This window comes from Paenibacillus marchantiae (genome assembly GCF_028771845.1).
Lineage (GTDB): Bacteria > Bacillota > Bacilli > Paenibacillales > Paenibacillaceae > Paenibacillus > Paenibacillus marchantiae.
In genome coordinates, this window is sequence record NZ_CP118270.1 from 4,274,236 (window position 1) to 4,297,473 (window position 23,238).

The following is a 23,238-nucleotide window of genomic DNA, read 5'->3' on the forward strand; positions in this document are numbered from 1 at the left end:
TCAATTTATAGAATAAACTCCCCAAGAGGTGTAAACCCGTTGAAAAAAGAAATGACATCGATGAAGCAAACGAGACTTAATTCCATCCTGGACGAAGCAACCAAACTGCTGATTGAAAAGCCCAATGCGTCCATGAATGATATCGCAGACTCTGCAAAAATCGGCATTGCGACCCTTCATCGTTACGTGGAGAGTCGTGAACAATTAATGGTTTATCTGGGCTTGCGTGCGATCGAGGTGGTCAGTGAGGCCATGCAAAACATTCAGCTGGATGAGGAAAACTGTGAAACATATATTCCTCAATTAATTGAAGTGCTTATTCCGTTAGGAGATAAAATATTTTTCCTTACCCATGATGCAGCTATACACTATAACCCTGAGATTGAGGGAGCAGATTTGAAGCTGAGAGAGCCTATACTGCATGCGGTCAGCTTGTTGCAGCAAAAGAATTATTTTCGTCAGGATGTCAATAAAAACTGGATTGTAGATGTGCTATATTCTATCCTCTTTCTGACGTGGCAGCAGGTTGTAAGTGGTGACATTGCGCGTAAATCAGCAGCTTCGCTGGTTGTGGATACGTTCTATCATGGCTTTAGGGCCAGATAAGTAGGCTCTACCTTATAACCACATACAATAATGCAATATAACACCCCATTGTGGAGTCAGTCGTGTCATTGGATACGAGACTCACTGTGGAGGTGTTTTTTTGCGTGGAGAGCTAGCTATCGGCGCTAATTGAAAGGTGCATATTTTCTTTTCGGTACATATTCATATTTTAACAGAGTTCAGAATTTAAGATTTCAAACTTACAAAAAATGATATAAATTTCTAGTAGATTCAAATCATTACCAAATTAAGACAGTGAATTTGCGACAAGGAGGTCGATAATCTGCGCTGAACTCGATAACGTTTCAACTCGCTTTAGCACTCATTCCATCATATCCAACAGGAGGGATTCCATGCTTTACACCATTATTGTGCCAGTTAACCAGGACTATAACATTTTGAACCTTTTCACGGACTCATTGCTACGGACAGTAAGCCCGTCCACTCAAATCATTTTTATCAACGATGGTTCCGGTTCTGCTGTCTTACAGCATTTGGAGAAACTGAAACAAGAGGTTAAAGAAGGTGTAACGATTGAAATTCTTCAGCATGATTTTCCACTCGGTTGCGCTGTATCAATCAATAGCGCACTTCGGCGAGCAGAGGGAGATTATATTTTCTTCCTGGATTCCGATACGATTCTTCAACCGAACTGGCAATCAATGATGAAAGAGACGATGGACAGCGACATTACGATCGGTATGATTGGCGGTGTTCTGCTCTATCCGCAAACGGGAGGTGTGCAGCATTGTGGTATTGCATTTGCCGATACATTTGGTCGCCACTTATTTCTGAACGCTTCGCCTGAAGACATTCCGAAGGAAACATTTTCAGTTCAGCTTGTTGTATTCGCCATGTTCGGCATGAAGAGAGAAGTGTATGAAACGGTAGGCGAGCTGGATGAGAAGTTCTTTAACGGATATGAGGATTTTGATTATCAGATGCGAGCACGGGCAGCCGGATATGATACGGTCATTAATCCGAATATTCTCGCCTATCACTGGGAACGGAGCAGTGGCATTCATCGCAACTTTAACCGGAAAAACAATCTGGCACGTTTCTGGAAAAAGTGGGGTGGGGAAATTGAGGCCGATGTTTGGCCATTCGTATTCGGTCATCTGAAAGAACAGCTGGATAGCCAGAGTGAATATCAACATCTGCCGATCGTTGGCATTGATCTTGCAGAAGTTCGCAGTGACGCGGATACGTTCTGGACCAAGCTGGAGGAAGCTGACATTGCACCTGTTGCTGAGGTACGTGACTATTCGAATCGTTTTAACTCTAATGGAGCGATCTGGCTGCCGCAGGTTCTGGGCAAGGAGCTGATTCATAGCGAGAACCGATTATTGTTTCTGGTGGACAATTTCGCCCGGTTGCTGGAAAACCGTTACTGGATCGAGATGAGACATGCTCATCGGGCTAAAGATCTGATTATTGATCTGTATGGCAATGTCATCACTATGGATCGCATATATGATGGCTGCTGGCCAGGCTCCAAAGTTCGCTAACTCACAAACCAAGTAAACAGGGAGGAACCAAAGGTGAAATCAAAAGAGAGCACGCTTGATCGTGCCGTAAGGTTTACACGGAATCTGGAGTGGTTGGAACATGTCGAGAAGGTTATTCCGAGCGGATGCAGTACGTTAGCCAAAGCACCAGAACGATTATTTCCGGGATATACACCCGTATGCTGCGCAGAGGCACGCAATTCCCGTTTTATAGATATCGACGGAAATGAATGGCTGGATTGTGAAATGGCCATGGGTACGGCGCCATGGGGACATGCACGGCATGAAGTTCAACTAACCGTCATCCATCAGCTGAAAAAAGGGACAAGTTATTCTATTCCTGCTGACATTGAACTTGAATGCGCTGAACTGATTTTGGAACGATTTGAAGGCCGCTACCCCTCATTACGTTTCACCAAAAGCGGCGCCGATGCAGTCAGTGGAGCCGTACGTCTGGCTCGTGCGGGAAGTGGAAAAAGCAGGGTCATCGCGACGGCCTATCATGGCTGGCATGACTGGTCTGCGTATGGATACTATGGCCGTGAAACGAAAGAACGAGGCATCCCCGTGGATATCGAACGCACAACAATCTGGATAGATAAGCCCTCACCAGAGCGTATCGGGGCCCAAATCCAATCCTCTCCCGATGATATCGCCTGCATTGTCCTTTGTCCAAATGAATGGAAACGTGAGCCGTTGGCGCAAGTTGTATCCTTATGTCGGTCATTGGATATCATTGTCATATTTGATGAAGTCACCTCCGGCATTCGAATGGGCAAGCAAGCTACAGCTGGGGAGTATGACATCTGGCCGGATCTGCTTTGTATTTCCAAAGGCATGGCAAATGGACTGCCACTCGCAGCCGTAATGGGACCAGAACATCTGATGTCATTATCAGGACAGGTCAGATTCAGCAATGCGCATTCCAGCGAGACCACTGCGCTTGCGGCAGCGATTGCATGTGAGCGATTGATGAAAAGCGCTAAAGTATGGCCTACCTGGCGCGAGGCCACCATTCGAATTATGGATCTGATTGAAGCTGAACTCGTACTTCTTGGATTAACCGATCAATTGGTGTTGAAGGGTACCTATGCGAGCTTCTCCATTAGCTCTATTTCGGAGGAAAACTTTCATACCGATCCGTTCCGTGAGTTTATGGTCAAAAGAATGGCCCACTTCGGAATTTTTACCAAAGGGTACTTTATTTTTTCAGATGCTCATACCCGGGATGAATTACTGTGGGTGGAGGAAGCTCTCTTGCAGACACTTTCCGACTGGAAAGAAATGCTGAAACAGCAACACCTTTCGAATTGAGATTTACGAAAACGTTTAAAATTTTATTCAAATAAGAACATCGACTAGGAGGAATATTCAATGAAAGCACTCGTATATCAGGATCTTAAACAGGTGACTTATCAGGATATTGATGAGCCAACCATACAAAAGTCAAACCAGGTAAAAATTAAAATCTATGGTTCAGGCATCTGCGGTACAGACCTGAATATTGTCAAAGGCAAAGTACCGGCGAATAAAGGAACGATTATTGGTCATGAAGGTGTAGGTACAGTGGTTGAGGTGGGCGACGAAGTTCGTGGTTTCAAGATAGGTGATCGGGTATTGGTTGATCCCACGCAATCTTGCGGTACCTGCTCCTATTGCCGTGAAGGTCTTTTCATCTATTGCGAGAATTTTGATGACTATCAAGTAGGGATGACGACGCACGGTACATTTGCAGAATATTACGTAGGGGATGAGAAGTATATCTATGCCATCCCGGATTCCATGAGCTGGGAAACCGCTATGATGATCGAACCACTGGGATGTGTACTTCAGACGTTCATGAAAGCAGGGACTAAGCCAAGTGACTCTGTACTGGTCCTCGGTTCTGGTGCAATCGGTTCTCTGTGTCAGCTTGTGAGCAAACGATTGGCAAGGCTTACTGTAGGCACGGAAGTTGATCCATTCCGCAAAGAGTTCGCTTCAGAGATCGCGGATCATGTGTTCTATCCTCAGGATCTGATACTGGATAAAGTATACGAGATCAATAATAACAAGAAGTTTGATATTGTAGTGGACGCGGTTGGTAACCAGCTTCATGTGGGATTTGAGATGATTGCCAAAGGCGGCAAGATCATTCCTATGGGTTATGACGACAGCTATGAGGTGACGTTCAAATCAACTGCCGTAATTAATGATGGTATTAGTATCATTGGTGCGGTAGCTAATCACTCGATGATCAGTACAGCATTGAAATTTGCACAAAGTATTCCGGAACTGGAGCAAATGGTTACCTCCAAGGAACTGCTGAGTGATTATGAACAGGCATTCAATGGGACAATTGGGTATCATCTGCGTAGCGGAGAGAAATTGCCCATGAATTCGGTTAAAACAGCTCTGATCTTGTAAGCATGTAGACATTATCGGGTGAGCCGCTGCGAAAAGAAGGAGTTCGCAGCGGTGAAAACCACCGCAGAAAAGGGGGAGATATCGATTGAAGCTGCTACAGGATTTGCCGAGAAATCCGCGGTACTCCATCTTACTTGAACCGGTATGGGCCATTCCGGGCACGATTGTTCTTTTTTATGCTCCCTTATATATGAAGGAAGCCGGACTTTCGGATATTGAAATTGGTTTGATCAATTCGGTGAATCTTTATTTTGCCTTTATATTTCAGTTATTTGCGGGTTCAATCACGAATAAGCTTGGCCGCAAGCGAACAACACTGATTTTTGATCTGATTGCTTGGAGTGTTCCCATGTTCATCTGGGCTTTCTCCCAGAATTTTTGGTTGTTTCTGATCGCTTACCTGCTGAATGCAACCTCCAAATTTGTGACGGTTTCCTTCAACTGTCTAATTATTGAGGATGTTGAGGAACATAAACGATCCAAGGTATTCGCCATTCTCAACATGATCATTACTGGTGCTGGAGTACTGACACCGATCGCCGGGGTAGTGATTGCTGATGTTGGCATTGTGCCAACACTAGCCAGTATTTATTTTGTCGGTGGCATCCTCATGACCGTCATGTTCTTCATTCGCAACCGATATACGGATGAGACCGCAGTAGGGAAGGAACTTATGGGAATGCATAGCCAGACCGGGGTGATCCAGAGTCTGGCTTCCAGTATGCGACTTTTCGGCAAATCATTCTACAAACGGAGACTTTTACCGATTATTCTCATCACGGTGCTTTCCAATCTGATCCTGCAGCTGAACTTTTTTCAGGTGATTTTTTTCAAGGAACAATTAAAATTCAATGATCAGATTATTTCATTTATCCCGGTCGTCACCGCTGTAACCGTCATGCTCTTGTATTTGGTCATTATCCCGCGTCTGAAACGGCGTTCAGAAGAGAAGTATGTCAGTTTCTCGATCATTTTGAGTACAGTGGGGGCAATACTTTTTCTGTTGATCCCTGCGGGAAATATAGCCATGTTATTTCTGACTCTAATTGTACTGGCGGCAGGCAATTTCATCTTACAAACGTACCGGGACTCACTGCTAATGAACCGATTGGGTACACATGAAAAAGCGGATATGTTCTCGGCAGTGCAGACCGTCATGACGTTAACCGCGATTCCATCAGGTTACCTGACAGGGCTACTGTATCACTATAATCCTGTGCTGTTATTCAGTGTTATTCTTATATTTTACATCGTACTCATGGTCATTATGTTATTCCTCCCTGATCCCCAGAAACACTCCCAAGTGATCAGTACTTACAAAAATATGTAGGAGAAGGGGTTTTCTGTATATGAAACGAATATATAATACAGAAAATGAACCTGGGAGGCATAGAAATGACAAACGTATTTGCAACAGAATCAAGAAACCAAATGAACTGGATCAATGAGCCACAGACCTGGTCTTATACCGATCAAGGCGTTCTAATTGTAGAAGCTCAGGCTGATACGGACTTTTTCCAGGACCCAGCGGGTAAACACATCCGTGCAACCGCGCCATTTCTGTCGATGCCGGTGCCTAATGATTTCGAAATGACGACCCAGCTAACCGTGAACATGCAACATCAGTATGATTCCGGATGTTTGATGGTGATGGCGGATGAGCGAAACTGGTGCAAGCTTTGTTTTGAGTATGATGGAAAAGCGGCTACCATTGTGTCGGTAGTAACGAAGGAAGGTTCATCCGACGATTGCAATTCGGTTGAAGTTCCCGTAACGAATCCTTATCTGCGCATACGCAAAGTGGAGGACTGCATTTCATTCTTTTATTCACCCGATGGGGTGGAGTGGAAATTAATTCGATATTTCGGCATGCCGATAGAGGGAGAGATCCGGGCTGGAGTTGTTGGACAGTCACCAGCCGGAACGGGATGCACCTGTCACTTTTTATCGATGAATGTTACCCGTCCGGACGTGACTGCACGCTTCTAAGCCTATTTTCCCGCCAATCGGCTGATCATTGGAGGGAGAAAAGCGGAATGGTACAAGCTTTTATTTTGGATTTTGATGGACTTATTGTGGACACGGAGACTCCCTGGTTCTATGCTTTTCGCGATATTTATAAAGAGCATGGACTTGAACTTGGGCTAGAGCTTTGGTCGAAAAACGTAGGAACATCGTTTGAAGAATTTCACCCTTTTCTATACCTGGAGCAAGCGCTGCAAAAACCGATCGATCACGATCATATCAAGTTGCTCTCTGAACAGAAATACGAAGCATACCTGGGACAGGCAGCAATTCTTCCAGGCGTGCATGAGTTGCTCCGGTCTGCCCGTAAAAAGGGAATTCAACTTGCCGTTGCTTCCAGCTCTACCCGGGATTGGGTTCATGGTTATTTGCGCACACTCGGCATTTTCGAACTATTCGATGTCATTCATACAGCCGAGGACGTCAAGAGGGTTAAACCGGACCCGGAATTGTATCTGCTCGCCCTGGAGAGTCTCGGGATCGGGGCATCCGAAGCGGTTGTGTTCGAAGACTCGCCGAATGGACTGAAGGCAGCCAAAGCCGCGGGGATTCGCTGTGTCATTGTGCCTAACGAGGTAACGCGTAATCTGGAATTCTCGAAGTATGATCTGCGGTTAACCTCGCTGGCAGAGATCACGATGGAAATCCTTTAACTCTGGTATTGCTTGCGTAACTCGATAGGGGAGATTCCTTCATATTTTTTGAATACGGATCCAAAATAACTGGCGCTGTTGAAACCAACAGCCCGGGCGATCTCGTGGGCCGTTATTCCGGCGTCATGGACGAGCATTTCTTTGGCTTTCAATAACCGATACCGTGTCAGATAATCAAGCGGAGTCATTTGGAATTCCTTTTTGAATATCCGATTCAAATGCTGTTCGGTGACGTCCATTTGCTGAGCCAGCATGGAGAGCGAGATATCCTGATCATAATTTTGCTTGATAAAAGTAACCAGTCCGGTCAGCTTTAATCGGGCATCCGAGCGTTCATAAGCACCATAACGATCTCCATCAATGGTTAACCTGACCAGTAGCATGTATAGCAATGCGGATACGTGCCAGATCTGATCCTTGTGCCGGGACTGTAGCGCCAACGTTATTTCATGCAACAGGATATGAAGCATCCCATCCGGCTTGAAGGCGCGCAGCTCCCCGATCTGCAAGGTATGCAGAAACCGGGGCAATAAATAGCCATTAAAGGACAAACAATCGAACAACAATGAATCACTCAAATTGTCGTAACGGTATGTGACCTCCGGGAACATAATAAGAGCTGTTCCTTTCCGAATCGAAAACTCATGATTTTGGGCTGCAATTTTCCCTGTTCCCCCGATACACTGCACAATACTGTAATCCCGTGAATGGCCGTTCCAATTCATTAATTCATCTACGGTCAGCTGGTTTTGACCTGTAATCATAAGCGGCATATCGGTATCCAGTGAATTCCCCGTACTAGGTTTCGGCATCGTTGTGTTATTCCTCATTTCGTTAAAGGTCGTGTGCGTAAATGGCGCGGATACAGAGTTAAAAGAAACCTGATTTGAATTATATTACATAAATAACATTAATTTAAACGAACTATTTACTTCGATGAACGACTTATCGAAAACCTTTTAGGATTATGTATCATCATGTCGATGCCTTGCCATTATCAGACCAAACAGTATACGCTATAATGGATACAGTGATTTAGGAAAGGGATGCAGTCATGAAGAAAGTCATCGTCGTAGGATCAGGAATTCTTGGGGCTTCCACAGCATATCAATTGGCAAAACGGGGTGCGGAAGTTCTTATTATAGACCGGAAAGATCGAGGGCAGGCTACGGATGCTGCTGCCGGGATCATCTGTCCCTGGTTATCTCAGCGCCGTAATCAGGATTGGTATCAGCTTGCCAAGGCGGGTGCACGTTTTTATCCCGGTTTAATTGAAGAACTCAAGAGTGAAGGGGAAACGGAAACGGGTTACGCTCAAGTGGGTGCTCTTAGTATTCATACGGAAGTAGAGAAAATCAACAAGATGCAGGAGCGAGCACACCTTCGTAAAGAAGATGCACCGGAGATTGCCGATATTACCCGTCTGGATGCAAAAGAAACCCATGAGCGTTTTCCTCTCCTGGAGGAGAACTTTCAGTCCGTCTACATCAGCGGAGCTGCGCGTATCGATGGACGTGCAACGCGTGATGCCTTAATCCGATCGGCACAGCGAAATGGAGCGGTCCTGATTAATGGGGACGCGACACTTCAATATGAATCGGACCGAGTAACTGGAGTGGTTGTTGACGGTCAAGTCATATCGGCTGACGAGGTTATTGTGTGTGCCGGCGCTTGGGCTAGTGAACTGTTGAAGCCCTTGGGCATTGATTTTAAGGTTCATTATCAGAAGGCGCAAATTATGCATTTGCAGGTTCATGATCGAGAAGACACTGGGAAATGGCCTGTGGTCATGCCTCCTTCGGATCAATATCTGTTAGCCTTTGATCAACAGAAGATTGTGATCGGGGCGACTCACGAAAATGATATTGAAGGCTATGATATAAGAGTAACCGCAGGCGGAATGCAGGAAATTTTGAATAAAGGATTGGAACTGGCTCCAGGTTTAGCCGATAGCACGTTTCAGGAAGTAAGAGTAGGTTTCCGTCCGTTTACACCAGGTTTTCTTCCGGTAATGGGTGCTGTTCCTGGTTGGGAGGGCTTGATCACAGCCAATGGACTTGGAGCGTCTGGTCTCACGATGGGGCCTTTTATTGGAAGTCAACTGGCCAAGTTGGCTATGGGTTTGGATTTGGATATCGATATTCAGCCATATGACCTTGGAAAAGCAATGGATTATCAGAAATGAGGTGAACGATGACGTATTCACAGCGCTTAACTCACGGTAACTCATCAGACATTATTTATCTGGAGCACCAGATTGGCATCGCCGAGGAGGAACTAGCAAAAGCCGAGGAAGAGCGGAGGGGTTACGAATCGGATTTAGACAAGTTAAGGACGTCTCCGGCGTATCATGCAACTTCAGCGACGAACGTCTCTAATGAGCAAAAATGGGTGGATGAGTTAAACAAATTGCAAAGTATGATTAAGGATATCCGCACTCGACTTAAAAACTTGCAAGAAGAGTTAGAGGAACTTGAAGATTAATAGGAATAGTTGACATTTGGAAAAACACATGTTGTAATAAGCCTGAGCTATTTGCAGGGGGACTGTTCGCAGTTGAGAAGGTTAAAACCTGACCCTTTGAACCTGTTAGTTAATACTGACGTAGGGAGCAAATGACATGTACTCATGTTATTTTGCCCTTGCCGAAAATAGGACAAGGGCTTTTTGGTCTGCATTTTGGATGACAGAACGCGATAGCTGGATGTGAAGCGGGAACATTATAATTTTAATATAAGGAGAAATGATCATGTCATTTTCAAGAACGTTAATAGATAAGTCCAGAACCGTATGGGAAGATGGATACAACCATCCTTTTTTACATGAAATGGGGAAAGGCACACTGGATCAGGAAGCGTTTAAGTTTTATCTTCTTCAGGACTATACATATCTGATTGAATATGCGAAGATTTTTGCCATGGGTGCGGTCAAGGCGACAGATGAAAAAATGATGACGAACTTTACGGTTATTCAACACGCTATTCTGTACGAAGAAATGGATTTGCATCGAAATTATATGAATGAATTTGGGATTACGCTGGATGAAAATCATGCTGTCAAACCCTCTCTTTATAACAAGGCCTATACGTCGAATATGATGAGTGTTGCACAAACAGGTGGGGTTGCTGAAATCATCGCCGTCATTTTCCCTTGTGCGTGGACGTATTACGACTATGCCACAAGATTAAAAGAACAATATCGAGATTCATTAGAGGGCAATTTCTATCAGACTTGGATCGAAAATTATGCAAGTGATGAATTCCGCGACTCATTCGAATGGTTCTATGATACACTGGATGCATTATGTGAACATAAAACAGAGCCGGAACTGGAGGCCATTGAAGACATATTCAGAAGAAGTGTTGAATTTGAATATCTGTTCTGGGATATGGCTTATAAACGGCAACTCTCGTACTGATGAATGCAATCTACTACAACCAGAGATAAGGATGAACATACAGATGAACAATCGTGGAGAACGCATCTATTTACGATTTTTGAACGTGGAAGACGCTGCTGGGCTACTGGATTTGCAGTTCCGTAACCGGGCTATTTTCGAAGAAATATCGGCAAGCGAACGATCGGATACATTCTATACATTGGAGGGCCAAGTAGCCCTTCTCGAAGGTTGGAACAAGGCGAGGGAAGAGGGGAAACGGTACTCTTTCGGGATCTTTCTGAACCATACGCATGAGCTTATTGGGGAGATCTCTCTGTTCGAGCTTGAACTGGATTCCACCACCAAATGGATTGTTGGTTATGTGCTCGATCAGGTGCAGAATGGCAAGGGATATATGAGTGAAGCCCTTCAGCTAGCACTGGATTTTGCTATGAATGAAGCGGGTATAAAACGAGTGGAGGCAGGTGCGCTGCCCGACAATGCCGGATCGATTCGAGTGCTTCGCAAGGCGGGCTTTCAGGAGACGGACCGGCAGAATATTAAAATCAAGGGGATTTGGAAGGAACATATGATGTTTGCAGTGGATTTGCAATAGGTTACTAGATATCGTAACGTGAACCACCTAAATCATCCAGGGGGAACTTATGAATAAGCGGAAACAAATGTTATTGGACTCAGCGCTTGTACTCTTTGGGAAACATGGAGTGACCAACACCTCCATACAAATGATCCTAGACGAGTCAGGTGTGTCCAAAGGAACATTTTATAAATTCTTTGGCTCGAAGGATGATTGTATTCTTGCCATTCTGGAGCAACGTGTACAGGAAGATATGATGATTCGTAAAGATTTGGAGAGCCAAAGCTATGCTTCCGATTTTGATTTACTGGTGGATCAGATTATGGTGCCGATGATTTTGCCAGAAAAAAAGCTTGTTGTGGAGCTATTCTGGACAGGCTTCTACTCTGGAGAATGCGATCTGAAAAACTTGACTCGCATGCAGTTAAATTGGTTATCTGAACGACTGGTACAGGTATTTGGGAAAGAATTAAAACCTTTTGCTTATGAAGGGGCTATTTTTGGTTTTGGCATGATCCATCAAATCTCGAACATGTGGAGAAACTTCCATCTTGACCAACCGGATTGGAACCATCTTGTGCCCAAAATCCTGAACTACATTGAAATCTTGCTTCGTTCCATGCTGGAAAGACAAGAGCATATTATTGATTTTCCAAGTCTTTTGATGATCGCTCCTGATTCCAAAGAAATTGTGTTGGATAAAAATAACCTGATTGCAGGTCTTCAGAAATTCAGTCATTCTATTCTCCAATTGGAAGTACCTATTAAAGCGAAAGAACTGACCAAAGGGCTGCTTGTTTTAGTTGAGCAGAAAGAGATCAATATCTCCATGTTGGAAGTAACGCTACAGGCGTTTCAAACGGAATTTGAATCGTCTTCTCTTCAGTGTGAGACAAACAGGATTGTCAAAGATTGCAGATCGTATCTCGAACAATTCAGGCAGATCCTCATGGAGAGAACGAGTTAACGCAGCTGTTCTTACTTACGTGTGCAGGCAAATTGTTCATTTATATTATGTAATACACCACAAAAAAGCGGCAGATTGGACATAAAACTTAGTGTCCTGATCTGCCGCTTTTTATATAAGATACAATAGGCTCTACATGATGTAATTCATGTAAATATTGTTCTTAATTTGTATTCATCGAGACTTTTTGTCTTACAGGCTGCTTGGAGTCTTCCTCCGTCGCTTGTTTGGTACGTTTGATGAAGAAGGAAAGGAGCAATCCGAGAACGGCAATGCCAATAATGACAACATAAGCATCATTAATTCCCTGGATCATGGATTCCATTCCCAACTGCTGCTGGGTTAAGCCTTTGGCTGCACCCGTTGCAACCATATCTTGAACATGTGCTGTTGTGCGACTGGTCATTACACTTACGAGCAATGAAGTACCCACAGCGCCAGCTACCTGTCTGACAGTGTTTGATATTGCTGTACCGTGTGGTCCTAGTCTTGGTGGCAGTTGATTCAAACCTGCTGTTTGGATAGGCATCATAAGCAAGGCCATACCAATTCGGCGACCTGTTGACATCAATACTAGGTAAGTATAGCTAGTAGAATCCGTTAGATCGATGAACCCGATGGTGGTTACAATCGTAATGACCATCCCGATAATCGCCAGCCATTTTGCGCCAAACCGGTCAAACAATCTACCCGTTATCGGCATCAGGAAGCCCATGACAAGCGCCCCTGGAAGCAATAATAATCCGGACTCCAATGCAGTGTAACCCCGTGCATTTTGGAGGTATAAAGGAAGCAACATCATATCAGCATACATGATCATCGTGATCGCGATATTAATGATTGTGGTCAGTGAGAACATATTATACTTGAAAGCCCGCAGATCGAGCAGCGGATTTGCAGACGCGAGTTGTCTCCATGTGAACAGTCCAAGAGCAATGACTCCTGCTGCAATGCATATGATTACTTCTGCGCTTGACCATCCCAGAGTTCCTGCCCGGCTGAAGCCATACAGCAATGCGCCGAATCCAATCGTGGACAGCAACACGCTGAGTGTGTCGAACTTGAGATTGATTCGTTCCGATACATTTTTGAGATATACAAACGCAAAACCAATAACAATAACGGTTAGTGGGATCATCCCGTAAAACATCGTTTGCCATGTGTAGTTCTCAAGAATATATCCAGCAAGGGTTGGCCCAATCGCTGGAGCGAAAATGATGGCAAAGCCGACCATCCCCATCGCGGCGCCCCTTTTCTCAGGAGTGAACAAGGTAAGAATGACATGCATTAACAATGGCATGATAATACCAGCACCGGCTGCTTGAACCATACGTCCTGTCAACAGTGTACCAAAATTACTCGCAAGGGCAGATATAATCGTACCGATGAGGAAAATAAACATCGAAGCTTGAAATAATTGCCGTGTCGAAAAGCGTTGCATGAAATAGGCCGTGATGGGAATGAGTACACCATTCACCAGCATGTAGCCTGTCGTAAACCATTGGGCTGTTGCTGCCGAGATATTAAAATCCCCCATCAGCTCCGGAGTTGCCACGCTCATAACGGTTTGGTTCAATGTGGCAAGAAATGCACCCAAAATCATAACAAACAGTATGGGGCCCTTTTTTACGTCATCTCTTTCTTTTAATCTAGCCTGACTCAATCCATTCCATCCTTTCAATCCACACGTGACTAAATTTACAACGTGTTGTATAGTTTACATTGTATTTATTGAATTATATACATATTCCCGTAGATTACAATTTACGATTTTGGGTATTTTCGTTGCTTATTTTACGAAATAATAAAATATGTCGTCTAATTCGGAAATAAACGACTGATCATTTAAAATTGTAATTTTTAAAATTTGAGGAGTGATATTGCATGAAAAATGAAAAGAAGTCTGCTACAGATCCTCGTATACTTCGTACAAGACAGTTGATTCGTGATGCTTTTGTAGATCTGTTGCAGGAAATGGACATCGAGAAACTATCCGTCAATCGAATTGCAGAACGTGCGACGATCAACCGCGTGACTTTCTATCTGCATTATCGTGACATCACAGACATGATGGAGAAAATGGCGGACGAGATGATCGAGCACATTGAACGAATTGTGGACGAATATGCTCCTCAATTTGAAGATGCTGCCAAAGACGATGGTTGGCCAGTGCTTGTAAAATTGCTTGAACACTTTGCTGATCATTCCAAATTCTATCGTGTCGTTCTCGCTTCCAGACGAACCCCCATTTTTACGGAGAGGCTCATGAAATTACTAACGACACTCGTTTCGGCCAAGATCGAAAGCTTGGAGCTGGGAAGCTCTCTTTCACAAGCGGGTATTCATAAGGAGATCGCAATCTGGTACAGTTCCTCAGCTCTGATTGGTACCATTGTATCCTGGCTTCGTAATGACATGCCCTATGCACCGCATTTCCTTGCCAAACAGTTCTCTTTAATTCGTGCTTATTCTTACAATGACTTGATATAACAAAAAAACATCCAGCTTTAGTTAGACTCAACTATACGCAGATGTCTTTTCAACAGACTATAAATGGGCTAATCTCCTGTCGGAGTTCGTAAAATCATATACAGCCCGATGAGTGCTGCCAGAGCACCAAAAATGATGCCGGACAGTCCATTGTAAAAGGTGGGATCTCCTTTGTATGAAAATGACATGATCGCAGTTTGTGTTAATGAAAGTGAGATCAATGATGAAGAGAAGTTCGTCAGTTTGATGGCTTCAATGACCGGTTCATTATTCCGTCTCGCCATAATGGCGCCCCCAAGAGATACTGCGATTTCGGTAAAAGTAACGGCAGCAATGATGAAGGCGGCATAGTGAGGATAATGCGTTCTGCTGCCTGTAACAAATAATAACTTACTGCAATAAATGATGTACACCGCACTTGAAGCGAGCACAATATTACCTATAAATCGGTATGCCGCGTATTGTTTTTTTAGGATTTCCTCCGGGCTGGAATCATCAAGATTCGAGTCCTCATGTGCTTTGGCTGCGTAATACTTAGCAACAGCGATGCCAATATTATAAAAGGCGTTAATACATAAAAAGAAGGAGAGCGTAAAGATTCCTAAAAGTATTTTCCCAACTGCGATAAGGGCATTAAGTGGAATAGATAATTTTGCAAAGTAGATAATTCGATTATTTTTAACTTTAAAAACAGATTCTCCTCTATTCACTGGACGTATCCAATTCACTGTATCCCTCCCGAACGAAACCCTGATGTGCAAAGAATGAGTCTAGTGTTCAAGCATACCATAGTAAACCATATGGTCCACGTATGAGGTTTAGACATGTTCATCCCTACCTATCTGTAATCCCAGATTAATGATGTTTTCATTTCTTGAGCTTGTTTATTTTGCCCAAAAATACATAACCCTTAAGAACTTAATTCTCGTCATTAAATATACGAATGGTATAAAAATATGCCTTGAATTTTCCATAAAATGAATATAGTTCGAAAGTTTCATTCCAAATAATATACGATTAGTATAAAATTGGTTGTGCGCTGAACTGTCAATTCATGTGCAACAAAGGAGGAATCAAAGGGAGCCGAAGAACTGAAGTGGCGCTGGTGATGATTATCAGAGGCATGGAAGAAATCCCTCTTTCCTTTGGATAAAATAGTTCGAGAGGCGGTGTACTGGATGTACAAAGAAGTGATTCGTGTTCACGATATTACCAATTTCCAGTCCAGATCGGAAGAGTTTTTTCCTCTTCACTGGTTTCGGAAAATGTTGTCAGAGAAACCTGTCTACTATCATGAGGATACGGACACATGGAATGTGTTCAGATATGACGATGTCAAGCAGGTACTAAGCAATCATGAATATTTTTCATCCGAAGGCTCAAGAACTACCATTTCAGTCGGAGCTAAAAACAAGGAAGGCACACCGCCGGACAAAATGAATATTTCGAGCATAGATCCTCCACGTCATCAAAAAAGCCGTTCGTTGCTCTCAGCTGCTTTTACACCCCGCAGTCTGAAAAACTGGGAGCCACGGATTCGGAACATTGCGAAGCAACTGGTGGAGGATATCGAGCTGAATACAACAATCGACATTGTGCAAGCACTGGCAGCACCATTGCCTTCCATGGTTATGTCTGATTTGTTGGGCATACCGCTGACGGACAGCCACCGCTTCAAAAGTTGGGTAGATATTCTGTTTCAACCTGCCAATAGAGAAAATGCAGAGGCAATGGAAAAGAAAAAGCAGGTCGCAGCGCAGGAGTATTACCAATTCCTGTACCCTATTGTCGTTCAGAAACGGAGTCAGCCTGGCGATGATATCATTACAGATCTGTTGAAAGTGGATGTAGACGGCGAGAAGTTTTCCGATGATGAGATTGTTCGAACCACAATGCTTTTGCTCGGGGCCGGTATCGAAACAACCAGTCACATGGTATCTAATACATTTTATTCTTTTCTCTATGATGACCCCAACCTGTATGTGCAATTACGAGAGAACCCTGAGCTGATCCCACTTGCTGTGGAAGAGATGCTTCGTTATCGCTTCCATAACGCCAAGCGACACCGGACCGTTAAGAAGGATAATGATCTGTTGGGTGTAGAATTGAAAAAAGGGGATGTCGTCATTTCCTGGATGAGTGCGGCGAATATGGATGAAACTATATTTGAAAATCCGTTCGACTTGAACATTCACCGTCCCAATAACAAAAAACACCTTACCTTTGGAAATGGTCCACATTTCTGTCTGGGTGCTCCGCTGGCGAGAATGGAGTTGATTGTTGCTTTGACAGCATTCGTAGAAAGGGTACCTTTCATCGAATCGGTTGAATCATTTGATTTGGAAAACAACCTTACCGTCTCGGCTCCAGGTCAGTCGCTGACGTACTTGCCTATGAAGGTTGTGCATTAGGATATAGATTGATATGTTACAGACAATATAAAAAAGCCGTGATTGGATGTTTAACAACATCTGATCAACGGCTTTTATAACGTTCAAGGCCTTTTTCTGTCAGGAAAGAATCGAAAAATAAAACAAGATTGATCAGAACAACGTAGTCGACTCTTACGGTGAGTGAGGAAGCCTTTGCTTTGATTTGATTTAACAGAGGGGAAGGGCCATCTCACACATAAGACAAATGAGAAGATCACATTAGAGGAGGTTGCGATGAAGACTCGAAGTGGTCTTCTTTGTGCATCATGTCTCTGTTTCCGTTGGGAACGGAGAACTGCTGAGCTAGAAGCTGCTGTTCCTTGATGAGCAGATCGACTTTATGGTGCAAATGGTCCAATTGTTTGTTGTAATGTTTGTAGGTGTAGAATCCGATTACAGCCTTAATCGCGAAGAAAATAACAGCTGCCGTAATAATCAATATATAGTTAGAGGCAATATGCCTGATCCAGCTATTGAGTTCACTTATCACGTATAACTCTTCCTTTCACAAGAAATGCAGATTACTTCTATTCATTGCCTTCGTTATAGGAAAGATTACGTGGAAAATGTTCTCAGATGGATTCCTCCGAAAGCAAGATGGAGCATAGCAACATTGTGTTTATTCCTGTTATTCAGTAGAATTATTTTAATTAATATTTTCCAAAGGAGAGCAAATACGTGCTGGAACTCAGCTTTAACGACCCGGAAAAACTGGTAACTGTAACCCACGCCTTGTCGACTCGTTCCCGGATTGACATTCTCCAGCTTCTTAATGCCAATAAATTAAACATTATTGAAATTGCCGAAGCACTTAACCTGCCCGTGTCAACGGTAGCCAACCATATTAAAGTGCTGGAGGCAGCCCATTTAATACATACGGAGATGCTCCCAGCCTCTCGTGGGGCCATGAAGGTTTGCAGCCGCAATTATGATGATATTCATATCGCCCTGGATCGAGTGACTTCCTTTCCCACACGGGATACGAATGTTTATGAAGTACAGATGCCGATAGGGCATTACAGCGACTGTGAAGTTGAGCCAACATGCGGCATGGCGAGCACGGAGGAGATGATTCTGAAGGAAGACGACCCGGCAAGCTTCTATCATCCTAAGCATATTGATGCTCAGATCATTTGGCTGGCAAAAGGTTATCTGGAATATTTGCTTCCAATGGATATTCCGCAAGGTGCAACGATTGAATCTTTGGAATTGTCCATGGAAATCTGTTCTGAAGTAGCAACTTATAACAATGATTGGCCCTCGGATATTTCCATTTGGGTGAATGGCACTGAGATCGGGATGTGGACTAGTCCCGGAGATTTGGGCGACCGCCGAGGTAAACTGAATCCGGCATGGTGGTCTGATGGTTCCACACAATACGGCATTCTCAAAAAATGGCGTGTGGACGACAACATGACCATGCTGGACAAGGAGAAAATTTCGGATGTGTCCCTGTCAGATCTTCATCTTGAGGATAAACACAAGTTAAGATTACGCATTGGAATTCATCCGGATGCTAGGCATCAGGGAGGCATGAACCTGTTTGGCAATGAGTTCGGAGATCATGAACAGAACATTATTATGCAGGTAAGGTATACGATGAATGCGGGTGATCAGGATGCGAGATATGCCAAATAACGGTTCCTCATGTATCGTGAGTATCAAGCGTTTTAAACCGAACTTGTTTCATCTGGAGCAGGGTGAAGGTTTATTCAAATCCCATTCACATGCTGCACTGCTACTGTTTCAGCGGAATTGCTCAGTCGAAGCTCCTCATGCTGTCAACGATCCAACGGTTCAATGCATCGTTTAGGAAGTCCTGAAAGAGATCCATTCGTCTTACTACACGCCGATTACGGTTAGTGAATTGGCCTCTCGACATTTTCTGTCAGAAAGCAATCTGCGAAAGAAATTCACGGAATCGGTGGGGGTTTCTCCGAAGCAATACATTATCAATCTTCGTCTAATGGAAGCCAAACGGATGTTACAACAAACCAACAAGGCAGTCGAAATGATATCTTCGGAAGTAGGGTTTACTTCGTCCAGCCGATTTTATGATTATTTTGTCAGATCTGTCGGGGTTACCCCACTGGAATGGCGGATGCAAAGCATTCAGTAAAGCTTCAACAGGAAAAAACCGTCTCCAGGACGGTTTTTTTCGACCGACGAAATCGCTTGAAGGTTGTCTTTTTTTACAACTTAATAAAAGCGTTTTCGCAATTGTCTGCAAACAAATTCTGCCAGATAATAAGAAAATAGCACGATATGAAGGGAGAGAAAAGAGATGACAACCAGTACATTTTGTAATCCGGTGGCATTGCAATCCGCGGACCCTTGGGTCTACAGGCACTCCGATGGTTATTATTATTTTATGCGTTTACGGGCAACACGCATTCAAAAATTTGAATGGAACTGGGATGGAACACCTGATTTTGGTGTGCCTTTCAGCGATGATCATGCGCTCCAAGTTCCATCGGGAGAGTAAAACAGAAGACTCGAGAATAGGGGCTGGGTATGCGTATAATTACAACTATTTTGTAATTAAAGGCGGAGTAGATAAATGATTTGGTGAAAACGAATGCTCTCATTAGACGAAGAAAGTAATAATTATTTTGGCTTGAACTGGATTTTTCCGCATTGGAACAGTATTTTAATGGTGTTATTCGGTGGATAATTAACTTTCCCATGCTGTTTGAAGGAAATCTAAGCAATAATACCAGACGAATTTTATTACAAGAAAATAAATTGAAAACGTTGACATCTAATTATTGTGTAATTATACTTTGATTCAAATACAGAACAAATATTGCCCCATTGTTGTGTCCACCATTCCAATACTGATGGTATACCCTTTCCTGCAAAAGTACTTTGTAAAAGGAGTATATACCGGTTCAATCAAAGGCTAATAGGAGTGATTTACGTATGAATAAAGACAAGATGACATTAACACCACGCCCGGAATACCCTCGCCCTCAGTGGGTGCGTAACCATTGGATCAATCTGAACGGAACTTGGCAGTTCGAAATGGATCATGGCAAAAGTGGAAAAGAACGAGGTTATGAACAGTCCGAACATCATCTCTCTGGGACAATCACTGTTCCGTTCTGTCCAGAGAGTAAACTGTCCGGGGTGGCCTATACCGATTTTATGGCTGCGGTATGGTACAAACGGGAATTCTCTATCCCGGATGCCTGGATGAATGGACGCATTTTGCTTCATTTTGGCGCTGTTGATTACGAAGCCGAGATCTGGGTCAATGGAAAAGCGGTTGGCAAACATCGGGGAGGCTATTCGCCATTCCATTTTGATATCACATCTCATGTTTCGTCAGGAACGAATATAGTCACGGTTTATGCGGAAGATGATGTGCGTTCTGGACTTCAGCCGCGAGGAAAACAGAGCGAACGATTCCACTCACATGGCTGCGATTACACGCGGACTACTGGCATTTGGCAAACGGTGTGGCTGGAGCAAGTGCCAGAGGTGTATCTCTCCGACATGAAAGTCGCGGCTGATCCGGATAATGCATGTGTGCACCTTGAAGTGAAAATATGCGGTAACGCTGCTGGAGGAGAGCTGGCTGCAACTGTCCGCTTTGGCGGCAAGGATGTTGGATCGGCAACGGCGGTTGTTCATGGACCTGCTGTGAAGCTTACCGTCCCATTATCCGAAATCCATTTATGGGAGCCGGGGCATGCCAAATTGTATGATCTGGAGTTGAAGCTGCATGGGCAGGATCAGACCATCGATACGGTAGACTCGTATTTCGGACTGCGGACGGTAAGGCTGGATGGCATGGCATTTCGTATCAATGAGAAGTCCGTTTTTCAGCGGCTTATACTAGATCAGGGCTTTTACCCGGATGGCATCTACACGGCACCTAGCGACGAAGATCTGCGCAAGGACATCGAGATCTCCATGGGGCTTGGCTTTAATGGAGCGAGATTGCACGAAAAGATGTTTGAGCCACGTTTCCTATATTGGGCTGACCAGCTTGGTTACCTGGTATGGGGAGAACATGCCAACTGGGGACAGGATATTACAACGACCGAAAGCCTTGCCCGGTTCCTACCGGAATGGATGGAAGGTATGGAACGTGACTTTAATCATCCCTCGCTTATCGGCTGGTGTCCGTTCAACGAAACGTGGGATCGCGATGGAACCCGGCAGGATAACGACGTGCTGCGCATTGTCTATGAGATGACTAAACGTATGGACCCGACACGTCCTGTCATTGATACCAGCGGTAACTTTCATGTGGTGACGGATATCTTCGATTTGCATGACTATGATCAGAACCCGGATACGTTCCGGGCCAGATATGAACCGATGAAAAGCGGTGGGGAAGTATTTAATACCTTTCCAGAGCGGCAGACGTATGAAGGGCAGCCATATTTTATCAGTGAGTATGGCGGTATCTGGTGGAATCCGGATCAGCAAGATGAGAAAGCTTGGGGTTACGGGGACAGACCACAATCCGAAGAAGCTTTCATTGCACGTTATGAGGGACTAACCAATGTCCTGCTGGACCATCCGAAGATGTTCGGGTTTTGTTATACCCAGCTATATGATGTGGAACAGGAAGTGAATGGACTGTACACGTATGACCGCCGTCCGAAATTCGACCCGGAAACGATTCGTCGCATTAATTCCCGCAAGGCTGCCATCGAAGATTGAACGTTGCAGGTCAGGTACGCGCATGATTCATAATCCTATAGGGAGCGTGACTGTAGATGAAAATAATGAATTACAGGAACAAATTGTTGCTGGCCTTATGTGCATTTCTTATTTTCCCGATGGGACAGACGACGCATGCAGCGACCGTTCAGAATAATTTCTATAATGTCGTAATGCAGGATGGAGCTGATCCATGGGTCTACAAACACACTGACGGATTCTATTATTTCACCAAAACAACAGGTGGTAACGTTACCATCTGGAAGTCAGCTCAATTAACAACCATTGATGCGGCTCCAACCACTGTGGTGAATACCGGCTGCTGCGGCATCTGGGCTCCAGAGCTTCATTACATCAACGGTGCATGGTACATCTATTATGCGAAGGATGATGGAGACAACGTCAATCACCGCATGTATGTCATGGAAAACACGTCAGCTGACCCGACACAGGGAACCTGGCAATACAAAGGGCAGATTACGGATCACACCAACAAGTGGGCTATCGACGGGACGGTATTACAGGTAAACGGACAGCTCTACTTCATCTGGTCGGGCTGGGAAGCAGATACGAATGTAAGGCAGAATCTGTACATTGCCCATATGAGTAATCCCTGGACGATCGATTCAAATCGCGTGGAAATTGCACGACCAACCTACGCCTGGGAAACCAATCATTCCCCGAATGTAAATGAGGGACCGCAGGTGATCGTTCGAAACGGAGTTATCAGTCTAGTCTACTCGGCAAGTGGTAGTTGGACCAACGACTATTGTCTGGGGCTTATTACCGCTAACGCCTCAAGCAACTTGCTGAATCCGGCATCCTGGAGCAAGCGCAGTCAGCCTATCTTCCAATCGGGGAACGGCTTGTACGGTCCGGGTCATCATTCTTTTACGAAATCGCCTGACGGGACTGAGGACTGGATCATGTACCACACAGCGAAATCCAATAATTCCGGATGGAATCGTGAGATTCGCTTACAGAAGTTCACCTGGAATGCCGACAATACCCCGAATTTGGGTACACCGGTGAATCCCAACGTACCTATTGCTCTACCTTCGGGAGAAAAGTCAATCGTTCGATATGAAGGAGAAGAGGGAACCTTTGGTGGGATCGCTTATGCATCCCAGAGTCCTTCTGGTTCAGGCGGCATGAAAGCTGGTCATATCGATACGGCGGACAGCTATGTAGAATTTAACGTCAATGCAGCAACTGCGGGCACATATATTCTCCTGGCGAGGACAGCGAATGGCACAGCAGGTGGCAACTGGTCCAACCTGCTGCTGAGTGTGAATGGAGGCACAGCCAGTCCTTTCTACATTACGAACAAGGGATGGGAGAACTGGGGACTGTCCACAGCGAGAGTTCAGCTAAAGGCTGGTGTGAACAAAATTCGTTTCTCCAAAGGTGAAGGATATGGAGAACTGGACTTCTTTGATATCAAACCTGCAAATTAGAGTATTATAATCCGATCCGAACCCCGCCGGTGTCCATTTG

At 44.4% G+C, this 23,238-nt stretch carries 24 protein-coding genes, 1 pseudogene and 1 riboswitch; of the genes and pseudogenes, 21 read left to right on the plus strand and 4 right to left on the minus strand.

Annotation, left to right across the window (positions count from 1 at the left end; genetic code table 11):
• The first annotated feature begins 39 nt into the window (after window positions 1-39).
• The 7 genes from PTQ21_RS19520 (at window position 40) to PTQ21_RS19550 (ending at window position 7,198) form a co-directional block, all read left to right on the plus strand.
• On the plus strand, window positions 40-606 hold the full coding sequence (locus tag PTQ21_RS19520; RefSeq protein ID WP_063565199.1) for a TetR/AcrR family transcriptional regulator: 567 nt from the start codon (window positions 40-42) through the stop codon (window positions 604-606).
• A gap of 353 nt (window positions 607-959) precedes the next feature.
• A complete protein-coding gene (locus tag PTQ21_RS19525) occupies window positions 960-2,114 on the plus strand; it encodes a glycosyltransferase family 2 protein (RefSeq protein WP_274566799.1) in 1,155 nt (384 codons plus the stop codon).
• 33 nt (window positions 2,115-2,147) lie between these two features.
• Window positions 2,148-3,428: an aminotransferase class III-fold pyridoxal phosphate-dependent enzyme gene (locus PTQ21_RS19530; RefSeq protein WP_274566800.1), complete on the plus strand. Its 1,281-nt coding sequence runs from the start codon at window positions 2,148-2,150 to the stop codon at window positions 3,426-3,428.
• Between the two features lie 60 nt (window positions 3,429-3,488).
• Entirely contained in the window at window positions 3,489-4,520 is a 1,032-nt protein-coding gene (locus tag PTQ21_RS19535) for a zinc-dependent alcohol dehydrogenase (protein ID WP_274566801.1), read from the plus strand.
• A gap of 85 nt (window positions 4,521-4,605) precedes the next feature.
• Complete coding sequence (locus tag PTQ21_RS19540) at window positions 4,606-5,850, plus strand: MFS transporter (RefSeq protein WP_274566802.1); 1,245 nt, start codon at window positions 4,606-4,608, stop codon at window positions 5,848-5,850.
• A 65-nt stretch (window positions 5,851-5,915) separates the two neighbouring features.
• The gene (locus PTQ21_RS19545; protein ID WP_274566804.1) at window positions 5,916-6,509 is read left to right on the plus strand and encodes a DUF1349 domain-containing protein; all 594 of its coding nucleotides are present in this window, start codon (window positions 5,916-5,918) and stop codon (window positions 6,507-6,509) included.
• 47 nt (window positions 6,510-6,556) lie between these two features.
• Entirely contained in the window at window positions 6,557-7,198 is a 642-nt protein-coding gene (locus PTQ21_RS19550) for an HAD family hydrolase (protein ID WP_274566805.1), read from the plus strand.
• Here the strand turns inward: PTQ21_RS19550 and PTQ21_RS19555 are convergent.
• Window positions 7,195-8,010 carry an AraC family transcriptional regulator gene (locus PTQ21_RS19555; RefSeq protein WP_274566806.1) on the minus strand — a complete coding sequence of 272 codons (816 nt, stop codon included), beginning with the start codon at window positions 8,008-8,010 and terminating at the stop codon, window positions 7,195-7,197. The two genes, PTQ21_RS19550 and PTQ21_RS19555, sit on opposite strands and share 4 nt — an antisense overlap.
• A 242-nt stretch (window positions 8,011-8,252) precedes the next feature.
• On the opposite strand from PTQ21_RS19555, the gene PTQ21_RS19560 reads away from it, so the two are divergent.
• The 5 genes from PTQ21_RS19560 (at window position 8,253) to PTQ21_RS19580 (ending at window position 12,142) form a co-directional block, all read left to right on the plus strand.
• Window positions 8,253-9,383, plus strand: a complete 1,131-nt coding sequence (locus tag PTQ21_RS19560; protein WP_274566807.1) for an NAD(P)/FAD-dependent oxidoreductase — start codon at window positions 8,253-8,255, stop codon at window positions 9,381-9,383.
• Between the two features lie 8 nt (window positions 9,384-9,391).
• Window positions 9,392-9,682, plus strand: coding sequence for a hypothetical protein (locus PTQ21_RS19565; RefSeq protein WP_274566808.1), 291 nt, complete (start codon window positions 9,392-9,394; stop codon window positions 9,680-9,682).
• Between the two features lie 45 nt (window positions 9,683-9,727).
• Window positions 9,728-9,826, plus strand: a riboswitch (TPP riboswitch).
• A 121-nt stretch (window positions 9,827-9,947) separates the two neighbouring features.
• Window positions 9,948-10,616: a thiaminase II gene (tenA, locus tag PTQ21_RS19570; protein WP_274566809.1), complete on the plus strand. Its 669-nt coding sequence runs from the start codon at window positions 9,948-9,950 to the stop codon at window positions 10,614-10,616.
• Window positions 10,617-10,659: 43 nt separating this feature from the next.
• The gene (locus PTQ21_RS19575) at window positions 10,660-11,193 is read left to right on the plus strand and encodes a GNAT family N-acetyltransferase (RefSeq protein WP_274566810.1); all 534 of its coding nucleotides are present in this window, start codon (window positions 10,660-10,662) and stop codon (window positions 11,191-11,193) included.
• A gap of 49 nt (window positions 11,194-11,242) precedes the next feature.
• On the plus strand, window positions 11,243-12,142 hold the full coding sequence (locus PTQ21_RS19580; protein WP_274566811.1) for a TetR/AcrR family transcriptional regulator: 900 nt from the start codon (window positions 11,243-11,245) through the stop codon (window positions 12,140-12,142).
• A gap of 163 nt (window positions 12,143-12,305) precedes the next feature.
• On the opposite strand, the gene PTQ21_RS19585 is transcribed toward PTQ21_RS19580, so the two are convergent.
• Window positions 12,306-13,745: a DHA2 family efflux MFS transporter permease subunit gene (locus PTQ21_RS19585; RefSeq protein ID WP_063565244.1), complete on the minus strand. Its 1,440-nt coding sequence runs from the start codon at window positions 13,743-13,745 to the stop codon at window positions 12,306-12,308.
• 281 nt (window positions 13,746-14,026) lie between these two features.
• On the opposite strand from PTQ21_RS19585, the gene PTQ21_RS19590 reads away from it, so the two are divergent.
• Window positions 14,027-14,632: a TetR/AcrR family transcriptional regulator gene (locus PTQ21_RS19590; RefSeq protein WP_064638644.1), complete on the plus strand. Its 606-nt coding sequence runs from the start codon at window positions 14,027-14,029 to the stop codon at window positions 14,630-14,632.
• A gap of 68 nt (window positions 14,633-14,700) precedes the next feature.
• Here PTQ21_RS19590 and PTQ21_RS19595 read toward each other — a convergent pair whose 3' ends face one another.
• Window positions 14,701-15,360 carry a hypothetical protein gene (locus PTQ21_RS19595; RefSeq protein WP_063565185.1) on the minus strand — a complete coding sequence of 220 codons (660 nt, stop codon included), beginning with the start codon at window positions 15,358-15,360 and terminating at the stop codon, window positions 14,701-14,703.
• Between the two features lie 450 nt (window positions 15,361-15,810).
• Between PTQ21_RS19595 and PTQ21_RS19600 the strand changes: the two genes are divergently transcribed.
• Entirely contained in the window at window positions 15,811-17,043 is a 1,233-nt protein-coding gene (locus tag PTQ21_RS19600; RefSeq protein WP_274570531.1) for a cytochrome P450, read from the plus strand.
• A 235-nt stretch (window positions 17,044-17,278) separates the two neighbouring features.
• Here the strand turns inward: PTQ21_RS19600 and PTQ21_RS19605 are convergent, their stop codons facing one another.
• The gene (locus tag PTQ21_RS19605) at window positions 17,279-17,554 is read right to left on the minus strand and encodes a hypothetical protein (RefSeq protein ID WP_063565183.1); all 276 of its coding nucleotides are present in this window, start codon (window positions 17,552-17,554) and stop codon (window positions 17,279-17,281) included.
• Window positions 17,555-17,742: 188 nt separating this feature from the next.
• On the opposite strand from PTQ21_RS19605, the gene PTQ21_RS19610 reads away from it, so the two are divergent.
• The 7 genes and pseudogenes from PTQ21_RS19610 to PTQ21_RS19640 all read left to right on the plus strand — a co-directional run bounded on the left by PTQ21_RS19610 (window position 17,743) and on the right by PTQ21_RS19640 (window position 23,198).
• Entirely contained in the window at window positions 17,743-18,702 is a 960-nt protein-coding gene (locus tag PTQ21_RS19610) for an ArsR/SmtB family transcription factor (protein ID WP_274566812.1), read from the plus strand.
• Between the two features lie 16 nt (window positions 18,703-18,718).
• Entirely contained in the window at window positions 18,719-18,877 is a 159-nt protein-coding gene (locus tag PTQ21_RS19615; protein WP_274566813.1) for a hypothetical protein, read from the plus strand.
• A gap of 111 nt (window positions 18,878-18,988) precedes the next feature.
• The gene (locus PTQ21_RS19620) at window positions 18,989-19,183 is read left to right on the plus strand and encodes a helix-turn-helix domain-containing protein (protein ID WP_274566814.1); all 195 of its coding nucleotides are present in this window, start codon (window positions 18,989-18,991) and stop codon (window positions 19,181-19,183) included.
• A 165-nt stretch (window positions 19,184-19,348) separates the two neighbouring features.
• Window positions 19,349-19,549, plus strand: coding sequence for a hypothetical protein (locus tag PTQ21_RS19625; protein WP_274566815.1), 201 nt, complete (start codon window positions 19,349-19,351; stop codon window positions 19,547-19,549).
• Between the two features lie 316 nt (window positions 19,550-19,865).
• Window positions 19,866-19,970, plus strand: a pseudogene (locus tag PTQ21_RS19630) (carbohydrate ABC transporter permease); the annotation flags it as partial.
• 16 nt (window positions 19,971-19,986) lie between these two features.
• Window positions 19,987-21,741, plus strand: a complete 1,755-nt coding sequence (locus tag PTQ21_RS19635; protein WP_274566816.1) for a glycoside hydrolase family 2 protein — start codon at window positions 19,987-19,989, stop codon at window positions 21,739-21,741.
• A gap of 56 nt (window positions 21,742-21,797) precedes the next feature.
• On the plus strand, window positions 21,798-23,198 hold the full coding sequence (locus PTQ21_RS19640) for a family 43 glycosylhydrolase (RefSeq protein ID WP_274566817.1): 1,401 nt from the start codon (window positions 21,798-21,800) through the stop codon (window positions 23,196-23,198).
• Window positions 23,199-23,238 lie beyond the last annotated feature (40 nt).

Bases quoted from the DNA above. Each gene is read 5' to 3' on its own strand.
- PTQ21_RS19525 (WP_274566799.1), top strand. From the start codon at position 960: ATGCTTTACACCATTATTGTGCCAGTTAACCAGGACTATAACATTTTG.
- PTQ21_RS19535 (WP_274566801.1), top strand. From the start codon at position 3,489: ATGAAAGCACTCGTATATCAGGATCTTAAACAGGTGACTTATCAGGAT.
- PTQ21_RS19545 (WP_274566804.1), top strand. From the start codon at position 5,916: ATGACAAACGTATTTGCAACAGAATCAAGAAACCAAATGAACTGGATC.
- PTQ21_RS19550 (WP_274566805.1), top strand. From the start codon at position 6,557: ATGGTACAAGCTTTTATTTTGGATTTTGATGGACTTATTGTGGACACG.
- PTQ21_RS19555 (WP_274566806.1), bottom strand. From the start codon at position 8,010: ATGCCGAAACCTAGTACGGGGAATTCACTGGATACCGATATGCCGCTT.
- PTQ21_RS19560 (WP_274566807.1), top strand. From the start codon at position 8,253: ATGAAGAAAGTCATCGTCGTAGGATCAGGAATTCTTGGGGCTTCCACA.
- PTQ21_RS19565 (WP_274566808.1), top strand. From the start codon at position 9,392: ATGACGTATTCACAGCGCTTAACTCACGGTAACTCATCAGACATTATT.
- tenA (WP_274566809.1), top strand. From the start codon at position 9,948: ATGTCATTTTCAAGAACGTTAATAGATAAGTCCAGAACCGTATGGGAA.
- PTQ21_RS19575 (WP_274566810.1), top strand. From the start codon at position 10,660: ATGAACAATCGTGGAGAACGCATCTATTTACGATTTTTGAACGTGGAA.
- PTQ21_RS19580 (WP_274566811.1), top strand. From the start codon at position 11,243: ATGAATAAGCGGAAACAAATGTTATTGGACTCAGCGCTTGTACTCTTT.
- PTQ21_RS19585 (WP_063565244.1), bottom strand. From the start codon at position 13,745: ATGATTTTGGGTGCATTTCTTGCCACATTGAACCAAACCGTTATGAGC.
- PTQ21_RS19590 (WP_064638644.1), top strand. From the start codon at position 14,027: ATGAAAAATGAAAAGAAGTCTGCTACAGATCCTCGTATACTTCGTACA.
- PTQ21_RS19600 (WP_274570531.1), top strand. From the start codon at position 15,811: ATGTACAAAGAAGTGATTCGTGTTCACGATATTACCAATTTCCAGTCC.
- PTQ21_RS19625 (WP_274566815.1), top strand. From the start codon at position 19,349: ATGACAACCAGTACATTTTGTAATCCGGTGGCATTGCAATCCGCGGAC.
- PTQ21_RS19635 (WP_274566816.1), top strand. From the start codon at position 19,987: ATGAATAAAGACAAGATGACATTAACACCACGCCCGGAATACCCTCGC.
- PTQ21_RS19640 (WP_274566817.1), top strand. From the start codon at position 21,798: ATGAAAATAATGAATTACAGGAACAAATTGTTGCTGGCCTTATGTGCA.